General features: G+C 59.4%; 20 protein-coding genes. All 20 read right to left on the reverse strand.

All coding sequences use genetic code 11. The features are described 5' to 3' along the window. Positions 1-8: 8 nt before the first annotated feature. The 20 genes from JZM60_RS03465 to JZM60_RS03560 all read right to left on the reverse strand — a co-directional run bounded on the left by JZM60_RS03465 (position 9) and on the right by JZM60_RS03560 (position 19,046). Positions 9-1,478, reverse strand: coding sequence for a flagellar hook-length control protein FliK (locus JZM60_RS03465; RefSeq protein ID WP_207164130.1), 1,470 nt, complete (start codon positions 1,476-1,478; stop codon positions 9-11). Positions 1,479-1,656: 178 nt separating this feature from the next. After that, positions 1,657-2,202 carry a MotE family protein gene (locus JZM60_RS03470; protein WP_207164131.1) on the reverse strand — a complete coding sequence of 182 codons (546 nt, stop codon included), beginning with the start codon at positions 2,200-2,202 and terminating at the stop codon, positions 1,657-1,659. A gap of 3 nt (positions 2,203-2,205) precedes the next feature. Continuing rightward, the gene (gene fliJ, locus JZM60_RS03475) at positions 2,206-2,646 is read right to left on the reverse strand and encodes a flagellar export protein FliJ (RefSeq protein ID WP_207164132.1); all 441 of its coding nucleotides are present in this window, start codon (positions 2,644-2,646) and stop codon (positions 2,206-2,208) included. Between the two features lie 59 nt (positions 2,647-2,705). Further along, positions 2,706-4,031 carry a FliI/YscN family ATPase gene (locus JZM60_RS03480; protein WP_420907834.1) on the reverse strand — a complete coding sequence of 442 codons (1,326 nt, stop codon included), beginning with the start codon at positions 4,029-4,031 and terminating at the stop codon, positions 2,706-2,708. Then, positions 4,024-4,929, reverse strand: a complete 906-nt coding sequence (locus tag JZM60_RS03485) for a FliH/SctL family protein (RefSeq protein ID WP_207164134.1) — start codon at positions 4,927-4,929, stop codon at positions 4,024-4,026. Before JZM60_RS03485 ends, JZM60_RS03480 begins: the two co-directional genes overlap by 8 nt. Next, a complete protein-coding gene (gene fliG / locus JZM60_RS03490; protein WP_207164135.1) occupies positions 4,916-5,908 on the reverse strand; it encodes a flagellar motor switch protein FliG in 993 nt (330 codons plus the stop codon). Before fliG ends, JZM60_RS03485 begins: the two co-directional genes overlap by 14 nt. Before the next feature lie 52 nt (positions 5,909-5,960). Next, positions 5,961-7,544, reverse strand: coding sequence for a flagellar basal-body MS-ring/collar protein FliF (gene fliF / locus JZM60_RS03495; RefSeq protein WP_207164136.1), 1,584 nt, complete (start codon positions 7,542-7,544; stop codon positions 5,961-5,963). 118 nt (positions 7,545-7,662) lie between these two features. Then, the gene (gene fliE / locus JZM60_RS03500; RefSeq protein WP_207164137.1) at positions 7,663-7,968 is read right to left on the reverse strand and encodes a flagellar hook-basal body complex protein FliE; all 306 of its coding nucleotides are present in this window, start codon (positions 7,966-7,968) and stop codon (positions 7,663-7,665) included. A 105-nt stretch (positions 7,969-8,073) separates the two neighbouring features. Continuing rightward, positions 8,074-8,517 carry a flagellar basal body rod protein FlgC gene (gene flgC, locus JZM60_RS03505; protein ID WP_207164138.1) on the reverse strand — a complete coding sequence of 148 codons (444 nt, stop codon included), beginning with the start codon at positions 8,515-8,517 and terminating at the stop codon, positions 8,074-8,076. Beyond that, positions 8,517-8,939 carry a flagellar basal body rod protein FlgB gene (gene flgB / locus JZM60_RS03510; RefSeq protein WP_207164139.1) on the reverse strand — a complete coding sequence of 141 codons (423 nt, stop codon included), beginning with the start codon at positions 8,937-8,939 and terminating at the stop codon, positions 8,517-8,519. Before flgB ends, flgC begins: the two co-directional genes overlap by 1 nt. 183 nt (positions 8,940-9,122) lie before the next feature. Beyond that, complete coding sequence (locus JZM60_RS03515; RefSeq protein WP_207164140.1) at positions 9,123-11,225, reverse strand: tetratricopeptide repeat protein; 2,103 nt, start codon at positions 11,223-11,225, stop codon at positions 9,123-9,125. 185 nt (positions 11,226-11,410) lie between these two features. Further along, positions 11,411-12,523 (reverse strand): response regulator, encoded by a 1,113-nt coding sequence (locus JZM60_RS03520; protein ID WP_207164141.1) that lies wholly within the window; start codon positions 12,521-12,523, stop codon positions 11,411-11,413. Positions 12,524-12,547: 24 nt separating this feature from the next. Further along, positions 12,548-13,054, reverse strand: coding sequence for a chemotaxis protein CheX (locus JZM60_RS03525; RefSeq protein WP_207164142.1), 507 nt, complete (start codon positions 13,052-13,054; stop codon positions 12,548-12,550). Further along, positions 13,051-13,413, reverse strand: coding sequence for a response regulator (locus JZM60_RS03530; RefSeq protein ID WP_004514294.1), 363 nt, complete (start codon positions 13,411-13,413; stop codon positions 13,051-13,053). Before JZM60_RS03530 ends, JZM60_RS03525 begins: the two co-directional genes overlap by 4 nt. A 72-nt stretch (positions 13,414-13,485) precedes the next feature. Further along, positions 13,486-13,773 carry a hypothetical protein gene (locus JZM60_RS03535; protein WP_207164143.1) on the reverse strand — a complete coding sequence of 96 codons (288 nt, stop codon included), beginning with the start codon at positions 13,771-13,773 and terminating at the stop codon, positions 13,486-13,488. A 24-nt stretch (positions 13,774-13,797) separates the two neighbouring features. Further along, positions 13,798-14,205: a bacteriohemerythrin gene (locus tag JZM60_RS03540; protein ID WP_207164144.1), complete on the reverse strand. Its 408-nt coding sequence runs from the start codon at positions 14,203-14,205 to the stop codon at positions 13,798-13,800. Between the two features lie 118 nt (positions 14,206-14,323). Continuing rightward, positions 14,324-15,943 carry a methyl-accepting chemotaxis protein gene (locus JZM60_RS03545; protein WP_207164145.1) on the reverse strand — a complete coding sequence of 540 codons (1,620 nt, stop codon included), beginning with the start codon at positions 15,941-15,943 and terminating at the stop codon, positions 14,324-14,326. Positions 15,944-16,087: 144 nt separating this feature from the next. Continuing rightward, positions 16,088-17,737, reverse strand: a complete 1,650-nt coding sequence (locus tag JZM60_RS03550; RefSeq protein ID WP_207164146.1) for a methyl-accepting chemotaxis protein — start codon at positions 17,735-17,737, stop codon at positions 16,088-16,090. Positions 17,738-18,006: 269 nt separating this feature from the next. Then, on the reverse strand, positions 18,007-18,837 hold the full coding sequence (locus JZM60_RS03555) for an MBL fold metallo-hydrolase (protein ID WP_207164147.1): 831 nt from the start codon (positions 18,835-18,837) through the stop codon (positions 18,007-18,009). After that, positions 18,834-19,046 carry a YgaP family membrane protein gene (locus JZM60_RS03560; RefSeq protein ID WP_207164148.1) on the reverse strand — a complete coding sequence of 71 codons (213 nt, stop codon included), beginning with the start codon at positions 19,044-19,046 and terminating at the stop codon, positions 18,834-18,836. Before JZM60_RS03560 ends, JZM60_RS03555 begins: the two co-directional genes overlap by 4 nt. Between the last annotated feature and the right edge of the window lie 7 nt (positions 19,047-19,053).

Below are 19,053 nucleotides of genomic sequence, written 5' to 3' on the forward strand. Positions count from 1 at the left end.
CTCCTTTCCTAAAGTCGAACGTCGAGGATCGAATCGCGCCGGTCAGTGTAGTAATAGCCGGTTTCCTGAACCGCCATTGTTTCCTCCTCTGCCGTTCCCCGCCGGTAAGCGGTCCTGAAGCCTCCCTGTTGCCCGGCTTCCCTTCCTTCGCGGAAGAGTTGCTCCTGCCCCTGACCCGTGCCGGTGGATACGTCGAAACCGGTCATGGTCAGATTCTGCCGCGAGAAGTTCTCCTTGAGGGAATCCTGGTTGTTGAGAAGAATCTCCCGCACCTGGCTGTTGGCCGCCACTACTTCTACCCTAACCTGCTGATCCACAACCCTTACGTTAATCCGGAGCTCCCCCAGTTCTGCCGGAGCGAGGCGAATCGCGATCTCGCCGTTGCGGGCGGGCTCGCGGGTTGCGATTCCCTCTTTCACCTGGGCCATGATGCTGTCGCGCAAGCCGTTGGCCGGCTGGTGCTCGGACTTCGTGGTGCCGGTGAGAGCGGGCTCGAAGGATTTCGCCGTGTCGGTGTGGACGGGTGCGGCATGTCCCTTCAAGTCAGCGGTGTGGCTGCCGCCTGATCCCTGCTCGCCGGAGGATTGCTGCTCTCCGGCTTCTCCCTTGACGATCACCTCAACCTCCTGGGCCTTGGCGCCCGCAACGGGTGAGGCATCCGTCTGCCGTGCCGTTTCCGTCACCGGTGCCCGTTCAGCCGTCACAGGGGAATGTTCCCCCTTCGGGATGACCGGTATCCGATCGGGATAGGCTGCCGTCAATCCCGTGGCACGGGGTGACGGTTTTTCCGCCACGGCAACATCCAATGCCGTTTCGGGCAAGGGTTCGGATGCGGGCACCCCGGCAGTTTTAGCCGGTTCAAGGGTGACCGACAGAACCTCAACCGCATTCTTTACCGGTACAGGCTGGGTTGCGGCCTGGGGTGCCGATGCGGGGGAAGCTGCTTCCATCGGCGGTTTCGCCTGGGTCGTATCCCGGAGAAGTTCAGGCTGGGGGATAACGGTGGCGGTCTGGGGAGTTTGGGACGGAAGCGCGGCCGATTCCGCAGAAGTTGCGGTTGCAAGCACCATCGCTGGTGCCGGCTCAGGGGCGGTGGCAGTGACCTGCGTCGCCGGGATGGCGGCGTTCGCTTCGACGGTCGCAACGGCAGGGTCGGGAATTCCGATAACCGTAGCGTTCTGCGGAACGATCGTCGGAGGTGCCACAAGAGAAGCGAGCGACATCATGGCTAATTCGGCGGTATCGATGTCATCGGTCTCGGGGGCGGCGGCATTTTGATCGTTCGGCCCCATGGTTTCCGCAGCAAGTGTTGGAAGTTCGTCAGCGGAAGCCGTCGTGGCGGGGGGCTGCACAAGAAGCCCGGCCATGAGCGAAGCGAAGTGGTCAGGGGTGGCGGCAGATCCGGCAGGGACTTCAGGTGCGGTTCCGGGGGCAGGGACTGCCTGGGGAATCACCTGGAGCATCTGCATGATCTCCATACTTGTTCACCTCCTTTCTTGGTGAGATGAAACGCGGCTTTTCCGCAATCTCGGCGTTGATCTTGCGAAAAATCCACGTTTCTGAAACCTATGTGGTTGTCAAAGAGCAAAAAAACTTTTTTTGTTTTTCTCTGTGCCCTCTAGCGAGCAAAGCGAGCGGGTGGTAAAAAGCTCTTCCCTAACGGGCCGCGAGGTTTTGCCGGGTCCACTTCAGCGCCCTATCTTGTTTGATAAGGGGGAGGAGCTTGGCGGCCCGCTTCTGGTCCATCTCGCTCAGGAGCTCCAGCGCCTCCCGCTCGGGGAGCCCGTCCAGAAGCTTCACCGCCTGCTGGGGCTTCAGCGCCTTGTAAACTTTGAGGAGCTTCTGATAATTGGCGCTCTGCACCTTTTTCCGGGCGTCGAGGGAATGGTCAAGGGACGTTTTGGCCGTTTCCAGTTCCTTCACCCGCGCATCAAGGGTGGCTGCCAGCGACTTCAGCTCCTGTTCCTTTATGGCCAGGGCCGCTTCCCTGGCGGCGAGCTGCTGTTTTTTCATCTCCAGCGCCGCCGCCTCCCCGACGCCGTTCCGGGTAGAAGCCGTGGGATAAACCGGCCCCTGTACGGTGGACCGTCCCCCGCTCCCGCCGGAAGACTGGGCCTCGACGGCGGAAGGAGTACAAAGCGGCGGCGCGAGGAGAAGGAACCCCATCGCCGCCATAAGCGGCATGATCGTTGTTGTGCGCATGATTTATCTGAAGGACCTCTGTATGGCCAGCTCTTCGAGAAAGGCCCGTTCCTTCTCGGCCCGCTCCCGCCGCAGCATTGCCATTTGTTTCTCCTTGAGGAGCTCCAGTGCCTTCTTGTCCTTGGCGGCGTCCATCAATTCCTCGCGCCGCTCGGTCATAGCCTGGCCCCGGTTGACGACCTCCAGCCTTTGGGATTGGATATCGCCGGTCTTGCGGCGGAAAAAATCTGCATACATCTGGAGTTCGGCGGCATTGACCACGGCGGCCTGCTTGTTGTTGTACTCGACCCTCGCCCGGTCGGCCTCTGCCTTGTGATGCTCCAGCAATTCGGTGGCACTTTCGAACTCGCGCTTGGCGGCGGCAAACTCCACCTTGCGCACCTTTTCCACCTCTTTGCGGTAGTTTAGAACCTGCTGCAACTGAAATCCGTTGTTATGCATCATGGCTTGCTCCCGAATCCCCCGGAATCAGAAGAACTTTTTCACACTCTGTCAATGTGCAATCAGAGTGCCATTCCTTCGTCGAAAATATCGCCCAATCCCCTGACCGCCTGCTCCATGGTTACGCCGTCATGGACGCCCTGGCGGATGTACCCCATCATCCCCTCCATCTTGGAGATGGCATAGTCGATGGTCGGGTTGGACCCCGGTTTGTAGGCCCCGATATTTATCAGGTCCTCCGCCTGCTTGTGGGAGGCAAGAAGCTCTTTGAAGCGGGAGGCGAACTGCTGCTGGCCTTTGTCGGTAACGTCCATCATCACCCGTGAGGCGCTGGCCAGGACGTCGATGGGGGGATAGATGGCCCGGGCCGCCAACTCGCGGTTCAGGACGATGTGGCCGTCAAGGATGCTCCGCATGGCGTCGGAAACCGGCTCGTTGAAGTCGTCCCCCTCCACCAGCACCGTGTAAAGCCCGGTGATGCTGCCGTCCATGAAGTTTCCGGTCCGCTCGAGAAGCTTGGGAAGGGCTGCAAAAACCGACGGGGTGTACCCCTTGGTGGTGGGTGGCTCGCCTATGGCCAGACCCACCTCCCGCATGGCCATGGCGAAGCGGGTGGCCGAATCCATCATGAGGAGCACCTTCTTCCCCTGGGCCTGGAAATACTCGGCAATGGTGGTGGCGATGTAGGCGCCGCGCATCCGCACCAGGGGCGGCTGGTCGCTGGTGGCGACAACCACCACCGATTTTTTCAGCCCCTCCTCCTGGAGATCCTTTTCGATGAACTCACGAAGCTCCCGCCCCCGTTCGCCGATGAGGGCGATGACGTTCACATCCGCCTCCGTGTAGCGGGCAATCATCCCGAGCAGTGTCGATTTTCCGACACCGGAACCGGCCATGATTCCGACACGCTGCCCCTCGCCACAGGTGAGGAGCCCATTTATGGCCCGGATGCCCAGATCCAGAGGCTTTCGGATGGGGCGCCGCTTCATGGGGTTCACGGGATTGGCGTAGATGGGGTACTCTTCGCGGGTCGAAAGGGGACCTTTATCGTCAATGGGCTCGCCGAGGCCGTCGATAACCCTCCCCAGGAGACCGGGGCCGACGCCGAGGGACGATTTCTTCCTCTTGACGGATATCAGACTTCCGAGCCCAACGCCGCGCAGCTCGCCCAAGGGCATGAGGAGCGTCTTGTTGTCGCGGAAACCCACCACTTCGGCCGGGATGGGATCGCCTTCGAGGGGATGGACCTGGCAGAGGGTGCCCACCGCTGCGTCGGGGCAGAAACCTTCGATGACGAGCCCCACGACCTGGGTCACCTTACCGTGGAACCGAATCGGCCTCACGCTCTCCACGGCCGCGAGGTAACGGGAGAAATCGACTCTATTCAGTGCCAATGTTTTTTTCCTCGTCAACGGCCTTCACCCAGGCGCCCGGTCCCGCGTAGGGGGCAACCACATCATCGGTGCCGGGGAGGGGAAGTTCGCCGCGGGGCTCCGGCTCGGGAGGCGCTGCAACCGGAGCCTCTGCCTGCACGCTCCGCTCTTCGAGAAGTATCCGGTAAATCTCGTCAATCTGGGACTCGATCCGGGCATCCACGGTCCCGGTGGAGGTTTCCACAAGACAGCCGCCGGGCCCCACATCCTCATTGGGAGAAAGGGTAATGGGAACGTCATCGCCCCCCCCCGGCAGGAACGTCTGCCGGTTTGCCGACACCAGTCCGTAATCGTCGGGATTGAGGTGCACAACCACCCGATCCCGCTCGGTGCACCCCCCCACCGCAGAAGAGATGATGGTGGCGAGAATTCCGGGGTCCTGGGAAATCTCCCGCTGGACTATCTTGCGGGCAATCATTACGGCCAGCGTAAGGAGATCTTCCTCGCTCTCCTTGAGGAGCCGGCTCCGCAATCCCGTCAAGGCGGTAACGCCATCCCGCAACGATTTGAAAACATTTGCCAGCCCCCGTTCAGCCTGGCGGCGCCCCTCGTCCATGCCGTTGTGGTAAATCTCATCCACCTTGGCCTGGAACTCCTCCTCGGACAGGACAATCATCCCCTCCAGGCTCGGCATTGCCGGTTCCGGAGCCTCCTCCACCGAAGCAGCCGGATCGGGCAGCCCGTACCCGGCATCTCCGATGCCCAGGGACATGGGAACAAATCCCGACACTGCCGGTTGGGAGTCCTGGTCTTGAACATCGTCCAGAATTCGGCCGAAGGAGAAGCTCTGGGACGAATAACGTGACGGCTCGCCCGCCTTGATGATTCGCGAGAGCCTGCTAGACGAGGACATCGTCGCCTCCACGACCCGCCAGCACCACTTTTCCCTCCTCCTCCATACGGCGGACGATCTTGATAATCTCGCCCTGGGCCTTTTCCACGTCGGAGAGGCGGACCGGACCCATGACCTCCAGGTCCTCCTTGATCATCTCGGCGGCACGGCTGGAGATGTTGCGGAAGATCTTATCCTTGATCTCGTCGGGAGCTGTCTTCATGGCAAGGGTCAGGGTATCGTTGGAAAGCTCGCGCATGATTCCCTGGATGGAGCGATCGTCCAGCTTGAAGATGTCGTCGAAGGTGAACAGATGCTTGCGGATGACTTCGGCCAGGGGCGGATTGAGCACATCGAGCTTGTCGAGTATCTGCTTCTCCTTGCTCCGGTCCAGGTAGTTGAACATATCGACCACCTTTTCCACGCCGCCGACCTTGTAGCGCTGAATCCCCCCCATGGCGGTCAGCTCCCGCTTGATGACCTCGTCGATATCCTCCAGAATTTCCGGCGACACCTGATCGACGTCGGCAATCCGCATCACCACCTCGGCCTGGAGTTCCTGGGGAAGCATGGCGATAATCTCGCCGGTCTGCTTCGCCCGCAGCTTGGCCAGAATGACGGCGATGGTCTGGGGATGCTCCTGGGAGAGGAAGTTGGCAATGGTCTTGCCGTCCAGGTTGGCGAGAATGTCGACCATATCCCCGAAACTGGCGGAACTGATCTCCTTGAGGAGCATCTCGGCCTTCTGGACCCCCAGGGTCTGCTCCAGGATCTTGCGGACGAACTCCTCCCCCTGGGAGAAGATGCCGGTCTCCGGGTTGGTCATGTTGGTGAATTCGTTGACCACTTCCTGGATGGTGGAATGGGGGACATGCCCCAATCGCGCCATGCTTTTGGATATCTGCTTTATCTCGGAATCGTCCATATGCTCGAATACCTTGGCGGTCGCTTCGGGACCCAGGTAAAGAAGCAGTATGGCAGCCTTGTCGGTACCGTCCATGGTCAGTGCCTCGGAAAACGTGGAATGGAATGTCGGTTCATGCTAAATGGGTTCACTGTTCCTTGGCGCGCAGCCAGTTCTGGAGGATTTGTGCCGCCTGGTAGGGCTCATCCTTCACCTTGTTCATGAGCTCCATCTGCCGGATGGTCTGGTTCTGGATCTGGGCCCGATGGACCTCGGCAATCTGGTTCAGGGTTTCTTCAGCAGCAGTGATCGGCTCGAAGGAAGTCTTCTTCTCGGGCTTCAGCATCTTCATGAGAGGACGGACCACGAAGAAGAGGAGTGCCACAAAACCCAGGCCGATAAGGCCGTTTTTGATGAGAGCCAGGAAAATCGGTGCGTTCCACCACTTGCTCCCCTCGTCGGACCCCATCTCGCCGGTATCCTGGAACGGTATATTCACCACCGTGACCTGATCGCCCCGCTCTACGTTGAAGCCGACGGCGCTCTTCACCAGGGCGTCGATCTGCTGAAGCTCGGCGGGGGAGCGTGGCGCATACTTGGGCTTTGCGTTCTGGCCCTCTTTACCGGCTGCGGCAGCGTCGTACTTGCCGTCAACAAGGATGGCCACCGACACCTTTGAAAGGGTTCCTACCGGTTCGACGGTCCGGGCCGTGGAGCGGCTGACCTCGTAATTGAGGGTTTCGTCGTTCTTGCTTCCGGTAGGTCCGGTGGCCCCGCCGGTGCCGGCCGGGTTCCGGCCGAGGTTGGTCTGGACGCCGGGAACGCCTGCCGTGGCAGCGGCGCCCCCCATGCTCTCCTCGCTGCGCTGCTCGCTGCGAACCACGGTTTCAGGATCGTACTTCTCCTCATACCGCTCCACCTGGCGGAAATCGAAAACCGCCGACACGCGGGCTACCGATTTGCCGGAGCCGACCGCCTTGTCCAGAAGCGACTGGAGCCGCTCCTCGGTGCTCCGCTCGTAAGCCCGCTGCACTTCCTGCATGGAAGCGGTCATCTTGCCTGCGGCGTCGTCGGGGGAATTTTTTGAAAGGAGTTTTCCCCTCTGGTCGAGAACGGTTACATGTTCAGGGTTCATCCCCTCGATGGAAGAAGCCACCAGATGAACAACCCCCTGCACATCGTTCTCCCGTAGCTGGCGGTTCCCTTTCACCTTGAGCACCACCGAGGCGGTGGCGGGTTTCTCATCCTCCTTGAAGAGGGCTTTCTCGGGAATCGCCAGATGGACCCGGGCCTGCTCGACACCGGAGATCTGCGCGATGGTCCGGGAGAGTTCCCCCTGGAGGGCCCGCTGGTAGTTGAGCTTCTGGACGAATTCGGTCATGCCGAAGTTCTTCCGGTCGAATATCTCAAAGCCGACGCCTCCACCTTGGGGAAGCCCCTCGGAGGCCATGGTGAGCCGCAGGTCATACACCTTGTCCGAAGGGACGAGGATAGCCTTGCCGTCGGTGGCAATCCTGTAGGGCACCTTCTGTTCCTTCAGCTTCGTGACGATTTCGCCGGCATCCTCAGTGGTGAGATTGGTGAAGAGGGGCCGGTAGTCAGTCCGGTTGGCGACCATTATCAGGAGGGCGAAGGCGATGATGGAGACACCCGCGACACCACCCACGATCCACCGCTTGGCGGGAGGAAGTGCGAGAAACGGTTCCAACAGTTTTTTCAGACCTTCAGGCATTTATGACTCCGGTTCTTAGTAAGTCCCCCTTTACGAAAGGGGGATTCAGGGGAATTTAAAGCAAGGGCAAATCCCCCCTGCCCCCCTTTCATAAAGGGGGGTATAATCAGCGCACACCCTACACCTGCATCCGCATGACTTCGTTGTAGGCATCTATCGCCTTGTTCCGGACCTGCCCCAGGAACTGGAACGCGATGGACGATTTCTCCATGGCAATCATCACTTCGTGGAGCCCCTGGGATTCTCCGGTGGCCAGCGACTGAATGGCCGAATCCGACTGGGCCTGAAGCTCGTTCACCTTGGTTACAAGTTCGCCGAAAAACTTGCCGGTATCGTTTACCAGGCTGGACGGCTTCGCACCCTTCGTTCCAACATCCGGGAACGCCTTGCCGATGCCGATGCCGCTTTCGATTCCCTCAATCATGACTGCCTCCTGAAAAAACTCTAAAGTTTCTGAACCGTCTACCGATAAGTTTCCATAAGGGGACCCATGTGGCGCCCTTTTTTTGTGTCAAAAAAATGCCCCTCCCTACCGCGAGGCAAGGTCAAGGGTTTTAAGGGCCATGCTTTTAGCGGCCTGAACCGCCGTGACGTTGGCCTCGTAAGCCCGGGTGGCGGCGATCATGTCGGCCATCTCCTCCACCACGTTCACGTTGGGAAGCGCAACGTACCCCTGGGCATTGGCGTCGGGATGGGTTGGATCGTACTGGAGCCGGGGCGGATTCTGGTCTTCTATAATCTGGGTCACCTGAACTCCGGCGGGACTTGCGCCTTGACGCATCCGATCCATGGCGGCCTGGAATTTCTCCGCTGCGGGCGCAGCGGCGAAGACGGCATCCTTGCGCTTGTAGGGCCCCCCTTCCGCAGTGCGGGTGGAGTTTGCGTTGGCGATATTGGAGGAAATGAGATTCATCCGCGTCCGCTCGGCAGAAAGGGCGGATGAGCTGATCTGCATGGCGCTGAAGAAATCCATTATTTATTCTCCCTGATGGCTGATTTTATTCCTTCGAACTTCTTGGCAAGAATCTGGATCGAAGCGTTATACATGATCTGGTTCTCCGCCATGCGGGACATTTCCCCCTCAAGCTCAACACCGTTGCCGTCTTTGCCGGGAGAAAGCGAGGCGGTATCGATTACTATCCCCTGAACCTGCTGGATGGACTCCCCCTGCCCCTTGAGAGGAATATGTTTCGGATGGGTGATTGCCGGGGTCCCAGCCTTCTTCCCCTTGAGTGCCCCCTTGAGCTCGTCCTCGAAGGAGAGGTTCGTCGGGGTGTAGTTGGGGGTCTCAACATTGGCCAGATTAGCGGAAATCATGGTGTGGCTTCTTGACCGAAGGTCGATGCTCTTTGCCAGAAGATCCACGGTGGTTCCGAAAATATTGTCGATCGGCATTGCCGTCCTCCTTATTCCTACGCACCCTCTTCAGCAAAAGGCGTACCAGAGTTATTACTCACCGTAAAACCCCACACCCGCGGGGGGCAAAGCAAACGGCTGTTCTGCTTCGCCCTGTAATTCCAGGTACAAGAAAGGCGAAGCAGATAGACCTTGCCCCGCCCCTGCCCGGCCATCCAGTCACTATTTTGACAGGCCGGCCTGCCCCGCCAGTTTCTTCTTGAGTTCCATGTCTGCCAGCACCTGGCTTGCCATGCTCTGCCAGACCGGGTCTTTGCCGCCGTCGACAACTGCCTTGAAATGGGCGGCTGCCTCCTGGTAGCGCCCCTCCATCCGGGCAATTTCGCCCATTTTATAGAGGAACGGGGCCCGCTGCTCCTCGGGGGCGGAGGCGCTTCCGGCACGGAGAAGTTCCATGGCCCCCTTGCGGTCGCGTCGTGCAAGACGGGCTGTTGCCGCAACATAATGGGCATCCGGCACCAGCTCCGAGGTCCCACCCCGCTGTCGGAGTTCTGACAGGAAGAGGAGCATGGCGCGCTCGGCATCTTTCTTGTTGCCGGTCCCCTCCAGGGACTTGCCCAGGATGTAGAAGCTCTCCACATCATCGGGATGCTGCCTGGAATTCAGCAAGGGCGCGAGTCTCGCCACAACCTTGGCCTTGTCGCCCCGGCTGTAGTCGAGGGCGGCAACCTGCTCCCGGTAACGGAGGGCCAGCGGATGATCGGGGAAACGACCCAGGAAATTGTCGGCCGTATTTTCCAGCAGGGGGATATCGCCGGTACGTTCCGCAGCTTCGATTATCCTCCGGTAGAGTTCCGGCGCCTGGGGAGCGCTCCAGTCCTTGGCGGCAATGGCCGAGAAGAGTTCCGCTTCTTCCGAAAAGCGCCCCTGGTCGGCAAAGGCGATGACGAGATTCCGGACGAAGTCCGGGTCGGAGATACACTTGGCCAGATAGTCCTGATTATCCTGGGCAAGCTTGATAAGGGCGGGGAAATCCTTGGTCTCGGCCAGCGTCCGCACCATGGGTACGATGAGCTCTTCATGCATCCCCCGGGCGACGTTGGCATAGGTGCCTTTGGGAAACTTTTTCTCATACTCGGCGACAAGGGAAAAGCCTTCGGGCGCCTCTCCGAAGAGGGCAGTGAGCAGCGCCGCCTTGAACAGCGACTCCTCTCGCAGGGCGAAGTCGCCATTCTGATTGATTTTCAGGTACTCATCCACAAGACCGGAAAAGATGACCGGTTCCAACGTCATCATGCGGCGGTCGGCCAGCTTCATCCGGGCCTGCCAGACTGCCTTGTTGCCGGCAAAGTTCTCCGAGACATTCCGGTAAATGGCCTCCGCCTCAATATCCTTTCCCTGACGGGCAAGGATATTGGCAAGCCTCACCAGAAGCACCGGCGCATACCTTTTGTCCGCAAGGCTCGCAATGAGCCGCCCCATCATCTTTCTCCCCAGCTCCAGGTCGCCGCTGCGAACTACGGCATCGGCATAAGCGAAGGCGGTTCCCGGCGACTGGGCAAGATATTCGGGTTGCAGCTTCTCTGCCTCACGGAAGGCCTTGAGGGCATCGCCGTATTTCTGGAGCATGGCGCGGGCCTCGCCGAGCCGGTAAAAGGCCAGGGCCCTCACCGGTGACTGGACCGTGACAATGGGGGCAAAAACCCCTTCGGCCTCGCTCCCCTGCCCCCTGTAGAGGGCCGCTTCACCGGAAAGGACGAGATCCACCTCCTCGGGCGTCAGCATCTTCTGGAGAATGCGGCGATCTGTGGGAATAAAGGGAATGTCGCTTTTGACGGGGGGATCGAAATGGGTCACGAGCTGCTCTACCCCCTCCCGGATCCCTTCGCGCCCCTGGATGAACGGAGACATGCGGGAAGGGGCCAGCCGGCTCCCCACATCAAGCGTGAGCACGGTTGCGTCCGGCGCGGCGAAAACCCTGACGCCGCGCGGATCTCCCTTGACGCCGACGGTGACGAAGAGATCCCCCCGGCGGCTGGAAACTTTGCAGCCGGACACATTGGCATCCTGGTAGGAGCGGAGCCTTTTCCACCGGGCGCCGCCGGTATCGCGCAACGCCACCCGCACCCGGTTGCCCGGAAGGTATGTCAGTTCGTAGTCCGGCCGGCGGTCCAGTGCCAGCGTGAGCCGCGTGAAGCCGGCGTGGGGCCTGACGCCGATTCGGCAAAGATGATTCTGCTCATCGGCCCGGCTGCTTCCCGCGGAGGCGAGAGTCAAGAGCAATGCCGCAATGCAGCCCAATGCAATGTTCGAAATTCTATTCACGGTCTTGACACCTTGGATGGAGTCGGGGCGAGTCCCCCACAGTAGACGGCAAAAGTCGTGCCGTGATGAACAGGCATCAAAAGGGATGATTTGGAACGATATAGCGGGAAACAGGAGCGGTGAGACGTCAAAAGAGGGATTTGTGTGTCACATTTTTGACCGGCAAGAGACGGGGCGCGAAAACGTCACGCGGCGTTCATGAATCTATCCACCTTGGCCAGCACATCATCCCCCTGGTAGGGCTTGAGAATGATATCGCGGGCACCATACCTAACCGCCTTGAGAACGGCAGTGCGGGTCCATTCCTTGGCGCACATGATAATGGGAAGGTTTTTGCCCTGGGTGATAGCCTTTATCTTGATGCAAAGGGACATGTCCCGGTCGTCATTGTTGTGAATACCGAGGACCACGAGCTGAACTCCCCCTTGAGAAAAAATCTCCTGGATATCAGCGTCAAGCCGCGCCTCCACCAATTCGAAACCGCGGTCCGCAAGGAGCTCGCCAACCATCCGGCGGTCGGTTTCGTCATCCTCAAGTATGAGAACCCGGCGGGCCGCATCCTCGGCTGGCCCGGCCACGGCATCGGCATCACCGGCAGCCGCAGCCGCCACCGGCGCTTCATCACCGTCGGGGCTCCCCTCAACGGCCGATCCATCGTCAACGCTCTCCTCCGCTTCGGTAGCGGCCTCCTCAGGCACAGGCTCCGGCTCCGGCTCTTCCTGGGGGGGGTCAAAGAGCTCGGCAAGATCCCTCGGCATGAGGATATCGAGATTTCCCATCTCCAGCCCGGGCATCTCCATACGGGCCCGGAACATTATGTACTCGCCGTCGGGCACCGGCTCGGTATCGGTCAGTTCCGTCGTTTCGGGAATGAACTTCTTGGGGGGGACCACCTTCAGGTGAACTTTGTTCTCGAAGGCCGGCTGGAAGACCGAGTTGAAGGAGCCGACCGCCTGGTTGATGATCTCGGAGAAGGCATCCACATCGTCGTCCTCCATGATGGCAAGACGACGCTTCTCGTTAATGCGGGCAGGGGGGATGCCGAGGAGGAAACCGCTCATGCAGATGGCGTCCCGCAACCCGAAAATGGTGTGGAATGTACCGGAGTATTCGCCGCTTGCCGTCACCTCCGCAACGAAACAGACGTCGTCCATGTCGCAGAAGTAGGTTGCGCGGTTCGTGGCGATGATATCGGCTTCGCCGATGGTGAGTTCCTGCCCCAGGAGCATGCCGCTGTCTTCCGCGGCCTGCCTGAAGGCATTATTGACAATAGTGGTAAGATTGACGAACCCATCCATGGATCTAGTGGCTCCTGCTCGAATCTATGCTTCCTTCTGCAGCTTCAACCCCACGAGAAACCGCTGGGAGTCATTGACAAAGGGGATGATGACACAGTCGTTGTCGGCCATGGCGTTCAAGGTGTACTCCTCGCCGGAGATAACCGTCGGCACCGAGAGGTGCAGATCCATCCCCCCCTTGGAGAGGACCATCTTAACGTAGCCGCCCAGCATGTTGGCAATCTCGCCCAGGGCGTCGTTCACGTCTTCTCCCACCTCGTCCACCTCCATGCCGAGCATGCTGGAGGTGATACGCAGGGCAAACTCAAGGGGGCAGTGTATGGAAAGGATTCCCGAATAGGTGCCAGCAAGCCCCACCATTCCCGTAACGCTGCAATGGAATTTCGTGACCGGTTCCCGGAGGGGATACTGGTCTTCAAGCTCCATCATCACCATGGTGCCGAAAACCTCTTTGGTGGCATCGATGATGAAGCCTGCGACCTGCTCCTCTGAAAGCTTGGTCGCTTCGGCCACACCGCTCGAGAGGGTCATAGGAGACCTCCGAGCTTCTCATTGAGCTGGTCCGGAGTAAAGGGCTTTTTGATGCTGTCGCTGGCGCCGTTCTCCAGGGCCTGCTTGAGAATGTCCTCGCCCCCTTCGGTGGTGATCATGACGATGGGCGCCTTGCAGCCATTGGCCCGGGCCTGCTTGATAAACTCCAGGCCATCCATGTTGGGCATGTTGATATCGGAGAGGATAAGATCGACGCTCTTGCCGGCAAGGACATTGAGTCCTTCGATTCCGTCACCCCCCTCGAATATCTCGTCAACGGGAAGTCCCGCCTGCCGGAGCGAACGGGAAATTATCTTCCTCATGGTAGAAGAGTCGTCCACAATGAGTACGTTGGCCATATCTGTCTCCCTCTGTTTTTTTGTAAGAATTATACCGCTCAACCGCGGTGAGTCAGAAATTTGAACCGCCTGCTAACAAAGTCCGGCAGCACCCGCAAGGCGGGCGATATCGCCGGTGGCGCGCACCGCGCGTTCCGCGGCCTGCACGAGGCAATCGGTACAGACAGGCCCGTTCCCGACATCTTCGAGACCATCGAGGGCCGCATCCAGGGCCAGGAGATTGGCCGCATCGATTAGCTCTTCGGCAGTTCGAAGCAGTCCCAGCTGATCCGTATCCGATATTTTTGCCACGTTCACGAATCCCCTCCCCGTCCGCAGATCCGCCCCGGACATCCGTAGCCGATGCATGGTCCGTTCCATCAGCGCTTCCACGGCAATAAAAGCCTACTTGATTCCCTTGCCGTTGAGGAATTCGCCATATTTCTTGTCGTCACCCTGAATGTGCTTGGAGAGCCAGTCCCGCAGGAAGGTCATGACGTTCTGGGTCAGGACCGCTTTCCCCTCCTGGAACTGCTTCTGAAGATCGAGCACCTGCGTGACAAGGGCGCTGTGCTCCTTCTGATGCGCGCTCAACTCGGGATAGGCATGCTGCTTCAAAAGCCGCTCTTCGGCGGCAAAATGCGTCTGGGTATAGGCCGTGAGCTGCTTGAGAATGTCTCCCATGACCTGATTACCTTTTCCGGTCTTCATGGCATCGAAAAGCTGGTTTACCAAATCCACGAGCTTTTTGTGCTGATCGTCAAACTGCTTTACTTTAACGCTAAGACTGTCGCTCCACGTAATAAGTGCCATTGGTGGCCTCCCTCTCCGATTGGTAATGTGGTCTTCCGTGCCACATATATTCCAATCGGCCAACTACTGGAAAACTTTAGACCGAAAAAGAATCTGTCGCCGATAATCCCACCGTCCCTTATTCTGCCAGCCGGAACCTGCCGACAAGGGACTTCAGCTGCTCAGCCAGTCGAGCCAGGCCATCCGCCGCCGCCGCCGAATCAGAGGCCCCCTTGGCGGTGGTCTCGATGATTTCGGAGATGGTGAGGATGTTCGAGCTGATTTCGCTGGTGGTGCGCGTCTGGTCGCCGGCAGTGGTGGCGATCTCGGCCACCTGTGAATCTAGGGCACGGAAGAGTTCGAGAATCTCCCGGATGGCATCACCCGAACGGGATGCCTCGCTAGTACCCTTCTCCACCTCGCGCACCCCTTCCTCCATGGCGGCAACGGCTTCACGGGTTCCGTCCTGAACCCCCTTGATCATCTTGGAGATCTCGCGGGTCGCCCGGGATGTGCGCTCAGCCAGGGCCCGCACTTCGTCGGCAACGACGGCAAAACCGCGCCCCTGCTCACCGGCGCGGGCCGCTTCGATGGCCGCGTTCAGCGCAAGAAGATTCGTCTGGTCGGCGATGTCTTCAATGGTGGATATGATTTCGCCGATCTGCTGCCCCCGCTCGCCAAGACTCTCCACTGTTCGCGCAGAATCCTTTACCCGGTCGGAAATGCGCTCCATTATGGCTACGGTGTTCTGGATAACCGTTGCGCCGGTCATGGCCGTATCGTTGGCGTTGCGGGTGCTTTCCGCCACGGTGCCGCAGTTGGAAGCTATTTCAAAGGTGGACGCGGCCAACTCCTCGCTGGCCGAAGCAACGGCTCCGGATTGGGAAGCTGCCTCCTCGGCGCCATGGGCCATCTGTTCGGCATTGGACTGGAGCTGATACGACGCCGAAGCCACCTGAAGGGTGTTCTGGGAAACCTCGAAGATGATGCCGTGGAGCTTCTCCACAAAATTATTGAAACATGCGGCAAGTTCACCGAACTCGTCCTGGCGGGCAAACTCAATCCGCTTCGTCAGGTCCCCCTCCCCTTCGGAAATGTCACGAAGCCGTTCCACGAAAAGTTTGAGCGCAGACCCGACCCGCATGGCCGTCGAAACAAGCATGGCCAGCAGCAGCACGGCAACAGCAAAAATCGTAGCCAGAATCTGTATGCGGGTAACAGAGAGGATATGGTCCATCTCGGCACTGGCTGCCTGGTAGACAACCCCCACCTGCTTTGGAATATAGTTGTCCAGCAGCGGTTCAAATTCATTAATTACGTCGCGCAACTCCTCCCGGTCCTCGGAAAGTTCCTCGCTCTGGAAGTTGCTTGCCAGGGCCTTCTGGGCAATCGTTGCGAACAGTTCATCATATTGCGCCGCAAGCTTCTTGCCGCCGGCAGCCCACTCCCGGATCTTCGGGTCTTCGGTGCCGGCGGCAATGGCGTCCAGGTTGTTGTTTACCTTCGCCACCGCCTCCTTGACCCGCGGAACCCACTTATCCTGCTTCCGGTCGAAGAATTCAGCCTCGTACTCCCTGGCCTTGAGCATGGCGATATTGCCGCGCAGCGCCGTATTGTTCACCTGCGTGAGTTTCTCCATGAACTCCTGCTGGCGGTGAACCTTGGCGAAACCGAAGAGCATGAACCCGATTATGACACCCATGCCGACAAGGGTCAGAACAAGAGTGATGCCCATCCTTTTCTTGATGGTGAGACGCATGGTACCTTTTTCTCCTCTCGCAATTGCCGCTTACAAAATGCGGAAACAAAGTCAGTGTTTTGACTTTTTTCACCCACTGCAATCGGTGACAAACGTGCCTGCGCCACGAGCCAAGAGCTCTAACCCCTTAATCACAGAACCCCGTCACGACGCAAGGCGGAACCGTCCAACCAGCTTCTGCAATTCTTCCGCCAATTCCGCAAGCTGCCCGGCCGCTCCCGCCGATTGCTGTGCCCCGCTGGCAGTATCGTGGGCAACATCGGTAATCTGCTGGATATTCCGGCTGATCTCGGTGGTAGTGGCAGTCTGCTGTTCGGCTGCGGTGGCTATCTGGTTGATTTGCATGGTCACGTTGTTGATCTGGTCAAGGATATCCCGCAGGGCATCCCCCGAGCGTGCCGCCTCGCCGGTCCCCAGCTCCACCTCGTTGACCCCCTCCTCCATGGAGGCGACGGCCCCTTTGGTCTCCTGCTGAATCGCCTTGATCATCTGTGATATCTCTTTGGTGGCGCGGGTGGTTCGCTCGGCAAGGGCGCGCACCTCATCGGCCACCACCGCAAAACCGCGGCCGTACTCACCGGCCCGGGCAGCCTCAATGGCCGCGTTCAGCGCCAGGAGGTTGGTCTGGTCGGCAATATCCTCAATGGTCCGGATGATTTCCCCTATCTGATCGCTCCTGGTGCCGAGGCTGTCCACGGTGCGGGCCGCATCCTTAACCCGTTCGGCAATCCGGCTCATTACCGACACGGTTTCCTGCACCACGGCAGCCCCCGTGCGGGCCGTGGCGCTTGCCTGGTTGGCCCCCTCGGCAAGGCTCACGCAGTTGCCGGCAATCTCGACGCTCGTGGCGGCCATTTCCTCGCTGGCCGTGGCCACCGTGCCGGCCTGACCGGCCACATGGTCGGCGCCATTGGCCATCTGCCGCGAGGCGGATTCCACCTGGCTTGCCGATGCCGCCACCATGGTAGCGTTCTGGGCCACCTGACCGATAATCCCCTGAAGCTTTTCCACAAAGGTGTTGAACGAGCGGGCCAGGTCTCCCGATTCATCCTCCCGCGTCACGGCAATCCGCTTCGTCAGGTCTCCCTCCCCGTCGGCAATGTCGTGGAGGCTCGCCACCACATTCCGCAGGGGGCGCACGATGCCGAGCCCCACGGACAAGGCAAGCATCAGGGTAAGGACGGAAAAGATGAGCGTGCCGCCGATCACTCCCCAGTGGAGCTTTGCCATATCGCTGCGCACGTCATCCACATAGATGCCGCTTCCGATAATCCAGCCCCACGGCTCGTAGAGCTTCACGTAGGAAATTTTCGGTACCGGCTCGCTCTGGCCGGGCATGGGCCACATGTAATCCACGAAACCTGCCCCCTTTTCCCGGCAAACCTTCACGAACTCCACGAAAAGATGTTTCCCCTTCGGGTCCTTGTTTCCTGAGAGATCTGTACCGTCAAGCTCCGGCTTCACGGGATGCATGATCATCCGGGGAGAAAGGTCGTTGATCCAGAAATACTCCTTCCCCTTGTAACGGAGCTCCTTGATATCAGCCATGGCAAGACGCTGGGCCTCTTCCAGGGGAATCTCCCCCAGTTTCGCCTTCTCGCCGTAGCGGTTAAGGGTGGCGAAGGCCACCTCGACAACATTCCTGGTTGATTCCTTCTTGCCATCCATCATCTTCCCCTCGATATAGGGGAGGAAAAAGAGGAGGACCATACCGGCGAAGAGGACCACGGTAAGCGCCGAGATGGTCATGACTTTGGGGAGAATCCCCCAGTTTCTGTACCGCTTGATTGTCATAGGCTGCCTCCTTTGCTGGATCGAGGTTATATATATGCAAAACACGGTAATTTATGGCGAAAACAGTGCATTGGCGTACTAATCCCTATCGGCAGGAACGGAAATCTCTTTAGATTAAAACGCGATTATAAATTGTAAAAAAAGGAAAACGCGACGGCGGATGGAATGGTCCGCCGTCGCGTCGTTGAGGAGGGGAATCTTTCTACCGAATCTGTGACGAGCAGCACGCGTAGCGTGGCGGGAAGGCATCCGTCACGGATTCATACATTCTAAACTTCGATGGTATAGCCCACGGAAGCCGGGTGGAAACAGCCGGGGAACTCCTGATGGAGCCGGGCGGCAGCGGCAAAACCGGTGCAATGGCTGCCGAGAATCTTCCGCACGCCATACCCGCGCAACGCGGCCACCGTCTCGTCCAGCTGGTTTTGGCCGCAGAAACCGAGGTGGGTCCCGCCGATGACCGCATGGATTTCGGCGACTCCGGTGGTCTCCCGGGCCCATTCAATGGTATTCACCAGCCCGGCGTGGCAGCAGCCCAGAAGGAGTACGAGCCCACGTCCGGTACTGATGATGAGGGACTGGTCATCGCGGATGGAATCCGGGGCACACCCTGTATCGTCACAGAAAAGCCCCGTGTCGCCAACCTCGAAGGTTGCCGTCCGGGGCACCTCGCCCGTAAGGAACAGACCGGGCCCCACCTCGCGGAACTGGTCCGAAAAGGAGAAACTGGCACCCTGGCCCCGGAGAAATTCCTCGGCGTAAGGGATACCTATAGAGAGGGCTGCGCCGCCATCCTTCACCCGGTAGCGCCGGGCAAAGATTCCCGGATGCGCCAGTACTTCTTTTCCGCCGCAGGCGGAAAGAAGCCCCCACAGCCCGCCGGTATGGTCGTGATGGCCGTGGGAAATGGCCACGGCGCCCACCCTGCGGAGGTCCCGGTTCATGCGCTGGGCATTGGGAAGAAGCCCCTTGCCGCTGCCGGTGTCGAACAGGAGCGAGCCGCCGTCCCACTCCACCAGGGCGGAGAAACCGTGCTCTCCGATGGTGCCGGCAATGGGTCCCACGGAGTTGTCGCAAAGGATGGTTATCCGGCAGCTCATTTGCGGCAGCTCTCATTGGGGAACCTCGGCACCCCCAGTTTATCCAGGATGGTAATCATGGGGCACCAGTTGGTGAATCCCGACTGGAAGAGGTTCAGCCCCACGAAGGCGGTGAACCAGAGCCAGTTGGGGCTGTGATAATGGGCCAGCAGCAGCGAAATCAGAATGAAGCTGCCGGCAATGATTCTGAGCAGGCGATCGATGTACATAAGCTAT

Origin of the sequence: Geobacter benzoatilyticus, assembly GCF_017338855.1 — a bacterium.
Lineage (GTDB): Bacteria > Desulfobacterota > Desulfuromonadia > Geobacterales > Geobacteraceae > Geobacter > Geobacter benzoatilyticus.

Bases quoted from the DNA above. Each gene is read 5' to 3' on its own strand.
- JZM60_RS03465 (WP_207164130.1), bottom strand. From the start codon at position 1,478: ATGGAGATCATGCAGATGCTCCAGGTGATTCCCCAGGCAGTCCCTGCC.
- JZM60_RS03470 (WP_207164131.1), bottom strand. From the start codon at position 2,202: ATGCGCACAACAACGATCATGCCGCTTATGGCGGCGATGGGGTTCCTT.
- fliJ (WP_207164132.1), bottom strand. From the start codon at position 2,646: ATGATGCATAACAACGGATTTCAGTTGCAGCAGGTTCTAAACTACCGC.
- JZM60_RS03485 (WP_207164134.1), bottom strand. From the start codon at position 4,929: ATGTCCTCGTCTAGCAGGCTCTCGCGAATCATCAAGGCGGGCGAGCCG.
- fliG (WP_207164135.1), bottom strand. From the start codon at position 5,908: ATGGACGGTACCGACAAGGCTGCCATACTGCTTCTTTACCTGGGTCCC.
- fliF (WP_207164136.1), bottom strand. From the start codon at position 7,544: ATGCCTGAAGGTCTGAAAAAACTGTTGGAACCGTTTCTCGCACTTCCT.
- fliE (WP_207164137.1), bottom strand. From the start codon at position 7,968: ATGATTGAGGGAATCGAAAGCGGCATCGGCATCGGCAAGGCGTTCCCG.
- flgC (WP_207164138.1), bottom strand. From the start codon at position 8,517: ATGGATTTCTTCAGCGCCATGCAGATCAGCTCATCCGCCCTTTCTGCC.
- flgB (WP_207164139.1), bottom strand. From the start codon at position 8,939: ATGCCGATCGACAATATTTTCGGAACCACCGTGGATCTTCTGGCAAAG.
- JZM60_RS03520 (WP_207164141.1), bottom strand. From the start codon at position 12,523: ATGGATGGGTTCGTCAATCTTACCACTATTGTCAATAATGCCTTCAGG.
- JZM60_RS03525 (WP_207164142.1), bottom strand. From the start codon at position 13,054: ATGACCCTCTCGAGCGGTGTGGCCGAAGCGACCAAGCTTTCAGAGGAG.
- JZM60_RS03530 (WP_004514294.1), bottom strand. From the start codon at position 13,413: ATGGCCAACGTACTCATTGTGGACGACTCTTCTACCATGAGGAAGATA.
- JZM60_RS03535 (WP_207164143.1), bottom strand. From the start codon at position 13,773: ATGGAACGGACCATGCATCGGCTACGGATGTCCGGGGCGGATCTGCGG.
- JZM60_RS03540 (WP_207164144.1), bottom strand. From the start codon at position 14,205: ATGGCACTTATTACGTGGAGCGACAGTCTTAGCGTTAAAGTAAAGCAG.
- JZM60_RS03545 (WP_207164145.1), bottom strand. From the start codon at position 15,943: ATGCGTCTCACCATCAAGAAAAGGATGGGCATCACTCTTGTTCTGACC.
- JZM60_RS03550 (WP_207164146.1), bottom strand. From the start codon at position 17,737: ATGACAATCAAGCGGTACAGAAACTGGGGGATTCTCCCCAAAGTCATG.
- JZM60_RS03555 (WP_207164147.1), bottom strand. From the start codon at position 18,837: ATGAGCTGCCGGATAACCATCCTTTGCGACAACTCCGTGGGACCCATT.
- JZM60_RS03560 (WP_207164148.1), bottom strand. From the start codon at position 19,046: ATGTACATCGATCGCCTGCTCAGAATCATTGCCGGCAGCTTCATTCTG.